Below are 12,121 nucleotides of genomic sequence, written 5' to 3' on the forward strand. Positions count from 1 at the left end.
GCTTCTGCCAACACGCCACTACGCAGGCACCAGGCTGGCACGACCCTTTGGGGCCCGCGTCAATTCACAAACTCCTCCAGCAGGAGTTGGATCCGCTCTTCGGCCGCGAACTCGGTGCATGCGTGTCGCACGCCGGCGGCTCGAACCGCTTCGAGCGCTTCGGGGGTTCGGGACAGCCTCGTGATCTTGCGATGGGCTTCGTCGGGCGAACCAGCCACGAGGCAGTTGACCCCCGACCTGAGGGCAGAAGGAACGGAATCATTTCGCGGCAGCACTACGAGTCCACCGCCGAACAGGGCGTGGCCCAGCAAGCGGTTCGGCATCCGGCCGGGCCTGGAAGGATCCGACAGTGCGAAGACAATCAGGCCGTTCACGGCCCGAGCCACCCGCCCGAGCCCGTGTGACTGGGTCCGCTCCTCGTCGATGATGAAGCGGTCGACCTCACCTGGAACCCACGACGCGATACCGCCCCATACTGTGATATGCGGCGCGCGTTGGGCGAGTACCGCCACTCGCTGCGGCCGATTGGACTGCATGAGGAAGAGCTTGCAGAAGTCACGGTCCATCAGGTCCGGAACATGTCGCACCGATGAGAAACCACGGGCGCGCCACTCGTCGGCCGCGGGCTCACTCGTCATGGTCGCCGCATCCGCAGCACTGATCAGACGGCCGAGCCGGTTATCGTAGCCGCCCGAGTTGATCCCATGGACGATGACGGGAAGCCGGGCCGACCCGACCGTCGGGCCTCCCTTTCGCACCGGGAGGAAGCGGTCCCCGGTGCAAATCACCACATCCACAGGGGAACCGTTCTGAGCGGTTATGCTGTCGACGTCCACCAATCCCGCGAATTCGGAAAAGGGGTCCGGTCGGAACAACTCCGGCTGAATCCGGGGACTGACCTCGAGGACGTCGTGTCCGAGGCGACCGAGCGCACGCGTCACGATCCGCGCCGTCGAAACGTGATCCCCCCAGCCGTCCCCGATGACGGCGACCGTACATCCGCGGGCCGCACGGACCTCGGACTCCAGATGTAGACGTTGCAGCTCCTCAGCCGTTCGGCCGATGCCTCGAATGGAAACCCTCGGCGCCAGCGAACCCGAACGAGCCTCGGCGACGACGGCAGCGTCCACCTGTGTTCCATCGAACGACGCGAACCATTCCGCACGCTCCCCTGCATCCAGCCTCCGCCATTCCTCGGATTCAAGGATGTTCTCGAGCGCGAGCGCCCGCGCCCCTGCCGAGTAGTCGCGAAGAAACCGCTCCCGGATGGCGAGTGATAGATCCACGGCAGATTCGGACTCAATAATTTGACGAACCCTCTCTTCTAATTGGTTCCTATCAGCCGCCTTCAGAACTTCCGGAATGCCCCCCGCGTCACACCCGGGTTCCAAGCTGACCACCGGCAGGCCCATGGCAGCATATTGGACAACCCGGCTCGGCACCTGAAAATGGCCGAGATCGCCAAGGCCATCAAACCACGTATTCTGCCCCAGATGATCGGTGAAGTACTGCGGAATATTGATTGCCACGCGGGCCCGCGATCCGGCATCCACGATCTCTTCCGTCGTATCAAGATAACCTCCGAAGAGGCGATGATAGTCGTCACCGATCTTCCCGTGTATCCGCAGACTCAGATTCAGTTGGCCGAGTTCAAAGTAGCGTTGACGGCGAATTCGGTCACTGACGTTACCGAGAAAAACGGCATCCGTCTCCGCAGGGTATCTCCCGTAGACATATGGAAAAGCAACAGAGTCGGTCCAGAAGGGGAAGTTCACGCCGGTCGGGCGACCGTGCTTCTCCTCGTAGAACTCCAAAAGCTTTCGACCCCCGCAATGAAGGATCACGTCGTAGAAGTCGAGCACCGGACCGTAGGAGAGTTTCCAGAGAACGGGATCATCGGACAACCACGCCACGAGCCGCCCAGCCGTCACCTGGGTCGCCTCACGAAGCTGTCTCAGGAGGTCAAACGGCAGGCTCGCTGGACGAAACACCAGCACAGCGTCGGGCCCGAAGTCACGGACCCGCTCAATCGCGGTGGTGACCCGTGAACGGTCGGCTTCGTCCTCGATGAACGTGTACCCGCCAGCTAGCTTGCCGGTGACACTGACCACATGGCCCCTCTGACGCAAGGCCCGTGCCAATGAAAAGACGACGTGCATCTCCATGATGCCGTCGAAGAGAACGATCCTCATGGACCCTTCCTCTCGGTCGGGACTCCCGGTGTCTCGGACCTCATCGGTCGGGACTTCAGATGGGTGCAGATTGCCTCGATATCTCGACGCGAAGCAGCTGCCACCGCTTCACCGTTCACGTAGGAAGGCCCGAGGAAGACGACTCTGGGATCGCTTCGAAGCGATGAGAGATCGTCCTCCGCACGGGATACGAAGATCAAGTCCGACGCCATCAGCACCTGTTCGACCCGAGAACGGCCGCCACAGGCACCGGTCCACAGGCAGATCAGCGGAATGCTGAGCCCGGTTGCGACGCTGTGCAGTTCTTCAAAGTAGCCGGACAAAGACGCAGGATTGATCAATTTCCCCGTCCACCCGGGATGGGCTGTCCGGGAAACAGGCTCACAAATCAGGGCGTTTGGCTTGATCTGTTCCAACGCTATTCGGATGTCTTGGGTACCGAGGCATAGCGGCCGTGTCTGTTCCGAGAGAAGACGAATCAGCTCTGTCGAGCCGACGACCGCGACCTTGTCCGCTCGCCGCTCGCTCGCCGTCCCGAACTCGGCAGGTGGCGCTCCTGAGTCGAGTAACGCGTTCAAGGACTCCTGGAAGGTCACTCTATAGTTCCTATCATTCTGCAATACGGACAGCCGCTCCTCAGAGACGGAGCGACAGGTGACCTGACCTCTCCGTCAGGCCGATCCCAATCTACCGCTGGGCACCAGGATCCGGCTGACGCCCGCTAGACGTCCCGCCGGTCCGAGCCGCGAACGGGTCCCATCCGGTTGGAGCGCTGTCCGATATCCTGGCCAACCACACGGCGGCCAGAGTCCCGTCGACTTCTACGGAAGGCGCCCCGCGCGCCACGCGTCCCACTTGATGCCATCCCTGGGGCATTTCGCTCGCCGCGTCGAACGCGGTCAACAGGGCGAACGCCTCTCCACCACCGAAGATCCAGCGACTCGGCTGGATCGCCGCGAGCCGTGCCGGTTCTTCGAGCTGCGCTGCCTCGGCTAGGCAAGCCGCCGCGTCGAGTTGTATGATAACGTTGGACGCTTCTGCAATTCGCCCTGCGTCCTGGATCAGACCATCAGAGATGTCCAACATCGCGTGACCCCCAGCTGCTCGCGCTTCTGCACCTGCCCCGAGGCGCGGCCGGGGGCGCAGTTGCGCCATCACGGCACGCCTCAGGGACGCCGACCAGGAATCTGGGAATCCGTCATCGGAGAACGCAGTGGGATCGTCCGTCGGATGCTCCAGAACCGCCAACCCTGCGGCAGCAAAGCCGAGCGGGCCACACACGGCCAAGACATCGCCAGGTTTCGCTCCGGACCTAAGCATCGGCTCTCCCCCGTCGAGAGTGCCGAAGGCCGTGGTCGTGACTGAGATCTCACGTCCCCGTCCGACGTCGCCGCCGACGATGGCACAGCCATGCGCGCCGAGCTGTTCGAGAGAATCCGACACACCCCCGGCGAATGATTCGACCCACTCGAGGTCGATATCCGCGGGAAGACTGAGACTCGTCACGATCCCTGTGGGGCGCGCCCCCATCGCATTGATATCAGACAGATTCTGGGCCACCGACTTCCAGCCGACGTCGTATCCCCTGGTCCGGTAGCCGCAGGGCCAGATCCTGCGGAAATCCTGATCCTCGGTAATCGTATCTACAGTGGTGACCAATTGTCCGTCCGGCACGGCGAGAATTCCCGCGTCGTCACCAGGACCTAGGATCGGGGCTACCGAGCGGTAGCCGCGGAGCAGGGTCCCGATGAGATCCTGCTCGGTGAATCCGTCACTCAATGGGGCCCCCTGCTCCAACGACCGCGGAACGATACCTGTTGCAGCGCTCGATCTCGGCTCGGACGGGCCCGACCACCGCGCAATCGGCGACCTCCGTTACGGAGGCAACGAGTCGTCGTCGTACCTTCCGGCCCTTTATGGCAGCGCCGAGGCGAGCGATCGCCGTCGAAGCCAGCGCCAGAACCACGCCGCCGAGCAATCCGGCCACGACCATCAGCGTCGGGACAGAGAATCCTAAGCTCCTGGGCGCCGGAGGCAGGTCGAACTGCAGGTACGAGGCTACGGCCAGGCCCAGGAGCCAAAGCGCACCGGCGAGAGCGGTGGCCAGGGCCACCCATTGGACAACGGCGACGACGTACCACCACCACGATTTAGCGTTGGCGCCGAGCTCGGTTCCGGCGACTGCCCGGTCCAGCTTCTGCGGAAGATCCCTGCGACTCTGGATACCGGCGTCTCGGATGGCCGTCTTCCAGACTGCTGGAGCGCCTGTGCCAGCATCGTCGGTGAACCTCCTGACCGCACCGTCCGCCATCGCGCGCTGGGCAGCTCCCTGTGCTGGCAGGGACGTGCGATTAATGTCGGGGTTGACCTCCGATGCCTTGAGATTGAGGCGCCGCAGCGGGTCCGGGCGGAGCTTGGCCATCCACTTCGTGAGTGGCCAACCCGTGTACGCCGTGGCGTCTAGTCGGTGCGACCGTTGGACTGCCCTGACGACGGTCTCCACGCCTACGGCTTCGGCGAGGCCGGTTGCAAGACTGTCCCGCTGCCGCGAGCCCGGCGTGGCGAGATCGCTTTCGGAGGCATCCTCGCCCAGCAGAGCGGCGCTCTGCCCGATATCCGCGAGCAATCGCTCCTGCGCCGCCGTGCGTTGAGCGACGATGGCCCTGACGTCCGCGCGCAGAGCGTCGATGCCCTGCCCGGTGGCGGCCGATACCGCCCGGAGTCTCTGGTGCCGGATTCCGTCGACGGCGAGCAGAGTCGAGAGCGAGGCGAGGACCGGTTCGACCTCGGCTTCGTCGAGGCGGTCGACCTGATTGAGCACGACGAGAGTCACGGCCTCGTGCGTGGCCAACCTGCGCAGGAAGTCCCGGTGGACCACCGCATCGGCGTACTTCTGCGGATCGAGGACGAAGACTAGAACATCGACCTGACCGGCCATGCGCTCGACGATCTCCCGGTGCTCGCGAGTCGTCGAGTCGAAGTCGGGCAGGTCCAAGAGAATGAGTCCACCGGAGGGCCCGGCGGAATCGCCGCGCCACCACCGTCCCAGCGCGCTACGCCGGGAGGCGCTGGGCTCTGCTGCATCGGAGACGACGTGCCGCTCGGCGACCTGTAGCCAATCCAGTAGCTCGCCCGCGCCGGCCGCGGTAGCGCCCTCGTGCTCGTACACCGCGGCCAGCGCGTGACTCGTGGTCGGCCGGGTCGCCGCCGTCCGCGCGAGTTCCACGCCGACGATTGCGTTGAAGAGCGAGCTCTTGCCGGAACCTGTGGCTCCGAAGAATCCCACGACGGTGTGGTCGGCAGAGAGCCGGCGTCGCCACTGGGCGCTTTCCACGACACTTTCGGCACGCGTGACCACTTCATCCGAGATTCTCCCCCGGCCGGCTTCCACGGCTTCCTGGAGGCAGGCCAGTCTGGCGTCGAGTTCGTTGATCGCCGCGTGCACAGCTCTCTCGCGCCTAGCCACGGTTATGGCCTTCTGCCTGCTGCGCGTTACCCCGACGCGTCTCTACCAACGTCCTCGTCTCGTCGACGGCGACGCGAAGCCGGTCCACGTCTGCCGGACTTCGCACGGGTCCCAGGAGCACCGTGAAGCGCTCGGCTTCGGAGGCCATAAGCTGCGCCACGCGTTCCTCAAGGACCTCGCGAGCCTTCTTGGCCAGCCGGCGGACTGCCTCCTCCCCGAAAATGGCTTCAAGGAGTTTCTGTCCGACGACGGCGGAAGTGCCGGCAATGCCGACCTCGAGTCCGGACAGGCCGGCCGTCGAGGCGAAGACGACCACCATGAGCGCCACGGCCACGCCATTAACTCCGAAGGACACCATGCGTGCCGTGAAGCGTTTGCCTTCGCCTTCGGTGCGGATCAGCTCCATCAGGTCTGTCTGCCAGGCCCGGACCTCCTCAGCGGCGCGTTCGGAGAACCCATCCGAGAGACGCCCAGCGTCGCCACCGGGCATCAGCTCCCGGCCGGCGGGCGTCGAGCGCCACGAGCGATGCACCTGCTCAACGGCGCGCGCAGCGGAGTCCACGATGACGGCGTGCAGTCCGGTCTCGATAGCCTCCTCGACGACATTCACGGGTACGGGGCGCCCGGTGAAGAACGCACCGATCCGATCACGGGCGCGGCCGACCCTGGACTCGAGCGAGCGGAAGAACTCGCCCGTGCCAACGAAGTCCTGCCAGCGCGCCAGCACTTCACCGCGCAGCAGCGTGCCGTCCTGCGTCGCCTCGCTGACCTCGGAACACGCGTGGTCGAACATGCCCGAGACGGTGCCGGCGAGGTGGTCGGCCTCCTCGAGCTGCTCCTCCTCAGCGACGAGCACTTTCTCCGCTAGTCCAGCGATCTGTCCCACGGCGCCCGCCAGCGTCCTACTCGCTACCAGCGCACGCTCAGCGGCATCGGAGGCAAGGCCCTCAAGCCATGAAGCGATGTCCCTGACGGATGCATGCGGGAGCATGCCCTTCTCGTTGAGACGCGTCTCCTCGACGACAAAGAGCCGCGCCTGGTCGAGCCCACGCTTGGCGAGCATGGACTGCAGATGAGGGCGGATCTCGGCCGCCGCGCCTTCGGGGACCCGGTCGAGGACCACACCCACAGTGATGTCCCGGCTCCCGGCCTCATCGAGTAGTTCCCAGGGGACAGCGTCCGCATACCGGTTGGCGGTCGTGACGAAGAGCCAGAGGTCAGCGGCAGCGAGCAGCTGTCCCGCAAGGCGCCGGTTCTCGTCGGCGATGGAGTCAATGTCCGGCGCGTCGAGCAGGGCGATTCCCCGGGGAACGGACGCGTCGGCCAGGAGGACCAGCGAGTTGGAGCGTACGGCGTAGGGCTCGTTGCCGGATGACTGCAGCGAGGTAGAGGCGCTGCTGGTTGCCGGTGCATCTCGGCGTCGGCCGACGATCCTCTCGAGTTCGGGGAGGATCCGTGTCGAGTGGAACCAACCGGCTTCGTCAGGATGGTGCAGAAGGATGGGCTGACGCGTGGTCGGGCGGATCGCTCCAGCCTTGGTCACGGAACGGCCGACGAGGGCGTTGACCAGAGTCGACTTGCCAGCACCGGTGGAACCACCGACGACGGCGAGCAAGGGCGCGTCCAGACTCTGGTACCGGGGCAACACGTGGTCACGCAGCTGACCGACGGCACGCTCCCGGGCGAGCTCGCCTGCGACCCTCCCGCCGGTAGCCAGAGGGAAACGGGCCTCGTTCAGTTCGCGTTGCGCTGCCGTCAAGGTGCCGACGGCGACGGCAACGTGCGCTGAGTCCAATGCATTCACTCTCCCATCTTCCCTCAGTTGGGACCCAGTTGGCACCAACCAGCCCTACCGCGTTCTCCCTAAGACAGACGCGTCGGGTCTTGGTATTGTGCTTTTACTATGAATACCACCCCTGACGGCATTTCTCGCTTCCGCGCTTTCCATACGGACGAGCGTGCCATCGTCGCGAGCCCGATCACTACTGCCCAAAGAAACGCATGGAAGGCCCTCCCGGAGAATACGCCCCGGAATGCCGACGTGGTGATCGCAGGCGGCGGCCTGTCTGGGGTATCCGCTGCGGTGGCGGCCAGCCGTCGCGGCTGCCAGGTGGTTCTGGTCGAAGCCACCCATATGGTCGGCGGACAGGCAACCGCGGCCGGAGTCTCGGCTTTCGACATTACACACTTTTATGAGCAGTTGATCAACGGGTACGGCCTTTGGTCTGAAATCTTGGATCGAATTCAAGACATCTACGATATCGAACTGAACCGTCCCGTGAACGTAGGACATTACCGGGACCAGTCATTCACTCCGAACGTCGTCGTCGTCGAGCGAGTTCTGGGCGAAATCCTTGGCGCCGAAGGGGTCGAAGTCCTTCGAAATACTGACGTTACCGCTGTCTACCGCGAAGGCGCCAGAATCACCGGGTTAGAGACCAGTGCCGGCCGCATCGACGCGCGAATCGTCGTCGACGCGACAGAGGACGGGATGATCCTGGATCTGGGAGGTGTTCCGCATCGGCTGGCCACGTCCCGCTCGAACGGCATGACGTCAAAGCCTGAGAGGTCTAAACGGTCAGCGATTCAGGACATTACGTATACGGCCATCATTCAGGCCTATCCGCGCGGCATCCCGGACGAGTTGGTGGTCCGAGAAGCTCCAGCTGAGTACGAGTCCTACCTCGATAAGTTCAGAGCCAAGTTTCCTCCAACTAGCGAGGGTGCCCGGGCCAAACTCCACATGGGGCCTCTGGGATTCGCTGGATACCGTGCAGCCCCCGACCTCAGCTCTGCAGCAATCCATACTGGTTCGCAGTGGCAGAACGTAACCCGTACCTGCCTCAACTACACCAATGATTATCCTGTAAATGCCGACTTCCTCACCGACCCGATGGCGCGCCTGCGATATGAAGCCGGAGCCAAATTAAAGACGATTTCCTTGATCTACTACCTACAAAATGAGCTGGGCCTTCCGTGGTCGGTCAGCACGGATGAGGGCTTTGCAGATGGTGTTCGCAACTATCATAATCACCTGGTTCCCGACAGCTACCGCGAGCTAGAACGGCACATGCCGCTGATCCCCTATATACGCGAGTCACGGCGCGTCATCGGGGAGGAGACGCTCATCTACAGAAGCATTAGGCGGCCCAAGAACCGCAGTGAAGCTGCCTGGAGAACCGACAGTATTGCTGTCGGCACCTATCCCCCGGACCTCCACGGCGGTCGTGAGGAAGAAGACTACGAAAGCTATCTCGGCGAGACGCACCTCGACAAGCCGCGGAGATGGAAGGAAGGTCCATTTCCCATTCCGCTTGCGTGCCTTATCCCAGAGTGGACAGAGGGCCTTCTGGCGGCCGAGAAGAACATTTCAGTCAGCCGACTAGTAGTTGGGGCCGTACGACTTCATCCGACCGTCACGGCCATCGGGGAAGCCGCTGGCGTCGCAGCAGCACTAGCGGTGCGGTTCAATGTGCAGCCCAGAGAGCTTCTCGTCGCGGAGGTCCAATACGAACTGGCGCGAGGGGGCGCGAGCATCTGCCCGCTCGCCATTGAGGGGCTCTCACGCGATCACCCCGACTTCGCCGAGGTCAGCCTGGCGGTAGCTCGAAAGCGGGTCCCCTTCGAAATCGTTCGCCCCGGTGGAGGTAACGAGCCTCGGATACGCACCGATCTCGGAGTGGCAGCTCTCAAAGGTCGTGCCAGCGGCGATTACTTGCATCGGCTTCAGGCGCAGCGTCTGAGCCAATCGACGCGATGACCGTCAGCCGCTCCAGCCCTGAGCGCCGTCCCGCCCTAAGACGGGGCCGGACTTCGAGAGGAGGCGTCGTCGAGACGGAAGGCTCCTCCTGGTTCGAGACAGCGGCGACTAACGGGATGCCCGCAGTGGTCCCGCCAAGGCCCCCATCAGGCTGCTGCACCCGACCTGCGGTCCTCCAACTGGTCGTTGGCCGGGAGTCGCGGCATCGTTGACCTTCACTTGGGACCGAGGAGACTGGACGAGGCCCAAAAGCAGCACCCATCAATGCCCGGGCCGCCGCGGACCGAGGGCGAGCGGGCCGCGCCGCTCGACGTGCCGCAGGACGCTCCCGGGCTTCGCCTAGCCTCGGCGGTCGGTTCAGCGCCGCAGGCGACAGCCAGAGGCAGTGTCAACGGCGTTGAATACATGGCGCCTCCCGCCCGACCGGGCGGGCCGACTCACATGCGTTCCGTCGGCCACACCTACCAGCACGAGTGACCCCACAAAAAAGTCCTGAGCCGCAACACCGTCTAAACGGTATCGCGACTCAGGACAGATCGTGACCCCAGCGGGATTCGAACCCGCGTTGCCGCCGTGAGAGGGCGGAGTACTAGGCCGCTATACGATGGGGCCCTAGTTGCGCGCAACGCTACTAGAGGCGGACATGCCGTCACTGATATTGCATTGCGCTCGTGACCCCAGCGGGATTCGAACCCGCGTTGCCGCCGTGAGAGGGCGGAGTACTAGGCCGCTATACGATGGGGCCGAACGCATGCGATTCACTCGTCACCCGGGGTGACGCATGGACCGCGATTTGAAGAGAACGCCGAGGCGATCTCATCGCTGGGATACCAGGACTCGAACCTAGAATAACGGAACCAGAAACCGTCGTGTTGCCAATTACACCATATCCCAAGGTGACCACACGGGCCGGATCAGAGGTTCCATGATCCTCTTTTCCTGCCCCTCGGCACGGATAAATACTCTACCCGAGCCTCGCAGAAAATCCAAAACCGGATCCGGCCCTGCAGCGTGTGATCCGCACTACAGACTAGTCAGACGCGGCCGAGCTGGTCCGAAAGGCCCGAAGCCGGGCGAGCGACGAATCCCTCCCGAGGATCTCCATGGACTCGAACAGGGGCGGCGAGATCCGGCGCCCGGATACGGCCGTCCGGACCGGGCCGAAGGCCTTCCGCGGCTTGAGGCCAAGATCGTCGACGAGGGCGCCGCGCAGGGCGGCTTCGATGCTCTCAGCGTCCCAACCAGGGGTTACCTCGAGTGCGTCGATCGACTTCTCGAGGACCTCTTTCAGGTTCTCCGGCATCCCTTTGAGCGCATCATCGGCGACGGTGACTTCGTCGTCGGCGAGGAAGAGGAAGGCCATCATGTCCGGCGCCTCGCCCAGCAGTCCAATGCGCTCCTGAACCAGAGGGGCGGCCTCGGTGAGGACCTCGAACTGCCGCTCCGTGAGGTGCTCCCCCACCAGACCGGCGGCGCGGAGGTACGGAACCAGCCGGTCGCGGAAGTCCTCGGGGTCCAGCCGTCGAACGTGGGTACCGTTGATCGCCTCAGCCTTCTTCAGATCGAACCGAGCCGGGTTGGACAGGACATCGGTGACATCGAACGCCTCGACCAGCTGCTCGCGGGTGAAGATGTCCTCGTCGGCGGAGAGGCTCCAACCCAGGAGTGCCAGGTAGTTCAGCAGCCCCTCCGGGATGAACCCGCGTTCGCGGTGCAGGAAGAGGCTCGACTCGGGGTCGCGCTTGGACAGCTTCTTGTTGCCCTGGCCCATGACGTACGGCAGGTGGCCGAAGAGCGGCATGTACTCTGCGACGCCGATCTCGATCAGTGCGCGGTAGAGCGCGATCTGCCGCGGAGTGGACGACAGCAGGTCCTCGCCGCGGAGGACGTGGGTGATCCCCATCAGCGCGTCATCGACGGGGTTGACCAGCGTGTAGAGCGGCTTGCCGTTGGCACGGACGACGACGAAGTCCGGGACGGAGCCGGCCTTGAAGGTGATCTCGCCGCGGACGAGGTCCGTGAACGTGATGTCGTCGTCGGGCATCCTCACCCGAAGGACGGGTTCGCGGCCCTCGGCGCGGAAGGCGGCGATCTCGTCAGCGGTGAACGCGCGGTCGTAGTTGTCGTAGCCGAGCTTCGGGTCCCTGCCGGCGGCCCGGTGGCGTGCCTCGATCTCGTCCGGCGTCGAGAAGGACTCGTAGACGTGACCGCCGGCCTTCAGCTTCTCGATGACATCCTGGTAGATGTCGTCGCGCTGCGACTGGCGGTACGGGGCGTGCGGTCCGCCGACGTTCACGCCCTCGTCCCAGTCGATACCCAGCCACTGCAGTGCGTCGAGGAGCTGCTCGTAGCTCTCCTCGGAGTCACGGGCGGCGTCCGTGTCCTCGATACGGAAGATCATCTTCCCGCCGGTGTGGCGGGCGTAGGCCCAGTTGAAGAGGGCCGTGCGGATGAGTCCTACGTGGGGCGTCCCGGTCGGCGACGGGCAGAAGCGCACGCGGACGGGGGTTTCATCGGTCACTGTGGGCAGTGTGCTGGGGCTAGTCATGATGCCTCGATTGTAGCCATTGCCTGACTAGCGTCGCCTTCTGGCCGCAACGGTGATCCGTCGGATCAGCAGGACGACGGCGGTCCCGACTGCTGCAATGATCAGCAGTCCCGTCACCCCTGCGGGCCCATCGAAGTGGTGGTTGACGCGCGCGG

General features: G+C 64.2%; 7 protein-coding genes and 3 tRNA genes. 1 reads left to right on the plus strand and 9 read right to left on the minus strand.

Going from position 1 to position 12,121, the window contains the following annotated elements:
- Positions 1–59 precede the first annotated feature (59 nt).
- The 5 genes from RIN46_RS12930 to RIN46_RS12950 form a co-directional block, all read right to left on the minus strand.
- Positions 60–2,192, minus strand: coding sequence for a glycosyltransferase (locus tag RIN46_RS12930; RefSeq protein WP_309081929.1), 2,133 nt, complete (start codon positions 2,190–2,192; stop codon positions 60–62).
- Positions 2,189–2,788 carry a hypothetical protein gene (locus RIN46_RS12935; RefSeq protein ID WP_309081930.1) on the minus strand — a complete coding sequence of 200 codons (600 nt, stop codon included), beginning with the start codon at positions 2,786–2,788 and terminating at the stop codon, positions 2,189–2,191. Before RIN46_RS12935 ends, RIN46_RS12930 begins: the two co-directional genes overlap by 4 nt.
- 91 nt (positions 2,789–2,879) lie before the next feature.
- The gene (gene thiL / locus RIN46_RS12940) at positions 2,880–3,971 is read right to left on the minus strand and encodes a thiamine-phosphate kinase (RefSeq protein WP_309081931.1); all 1,092 of its coding nucleotides are present in this window, start codon (positions 3,969–3,971) and stop codon (positions 2,880–2,882) included.
- Entirely contained in the window at positions 3,964–5,658 is a 1,695-nt protein-coding gene (locus RIN46_RS12945) for a dynamin family protein (protein WP_309081932.1), read from the minus strand. The genes thiL and RIN46_RS12945 overlap by 8 nt, the downstream gene beginning before the upstream one ends.
- Positions 5,651–7,462 carry a dynamin family protein gene (locus RIN46_RS12950; RefSeq protein WP_309081933.1) on the minus strand — a complete coding sequence of 604 codons (1,812 nt, stop codon included), beginning with the start codon at positions 7,460–7,462 and terminating at the stop codon, positions 5,651–5,653. The genes RIN46_RS12945 and RIN46_RS12950 overlap by 8 nt, the downstream gene beginning before the upstream one ends.
- Before the next feature lie 99 nt (positions 7,463–7,561).
- On the opposite strand from RIN46_RS12950, the gene RIN46_RS12955 reads away from it, so the two are divergent.
- On the plus strand, positions 7,562–9,418 hold the full coding sequence (locus RIN46_RS12955; protein WP_309081934.1) for an FAD-dependent oxidoreductase: 1,857 nt from the start codon (positions 7,562–7,564) through the stop codon (positions 9,416–9,418).
- 539 nt (positions 9,419–9,957) lie between these two features.
- Here RIN46_RS12955 and RIN46_RS12960 read toward each other — a convergent pair.
- The 4 genes from RIN46_RS12960 to gltX form a co-directional block, all read right to left on the minus strand.
- Positions 9,958–10,030 (minus strand) — tRNA-Glu (locus tag RIN46_RS12960).
- A 60-nt stretch (positions 10,031–10,090) separates the two neighbouring features.
- Positions 10,091–10,163, minus strand: a tRNA-Glu gene (locus RIN46_RS12965).
- Between the two features lie 77 nt (positions 10,164–10,240).
- Positions 10,241–10,312: transfer RNA gene (locus tag RIN46_RS12970), tRNA-Gln, on the minus strand.
- 136 nt (positions 10,313–10,448) lie between these two features.
- The gene (gene gltX, locus RIN46_RS12975) at positions 10,449–11,966 is read right to left on the minus strand and encodes a glutamate--tRNA ligase (RefSeq protein ID WP_309081935.1); all 1,518 of its coding nucleotides are present in this window, start codon (positions 11,964–11,966) and stop codon (positions 10,449–10,451) included.
- Positions 11,967–12,121 lie beyond the last annotated feature (155 nt).

This window comes from Zhihengliuella sp. (genome assembly GCF_031178195.1).
Classification (GTDB): Bacteria; Actinomycetota; Actinomycetes; order Actinomycetales; family Micrococcaceae; genus Zhihengliuella.

Bases quoted from the DNA above. Each gene is read 5' to 3' on its own strand.
- RIN46_RS12955 (WP_309081934.1), top strand. From the start codon at position 7,562: ATGAATACCACCCCTGACGGCATTTCTCGCTTCCGCGCTTTCCATACG.
- gltX (WP_309081935.1), bottom strand. From the start codon at position 11,966: ATGACTAGCCCCAGCACACTGCCCACAGTGACCGATGAAACCCCCGTC.
- RIN46_RS12930 (WP_309081929.1), bottom strand. From the start codon at position 2,192: ATGAGGATCGTTCTCTTCGACGGCATCATGGAGATGCACGTCGTCTTT.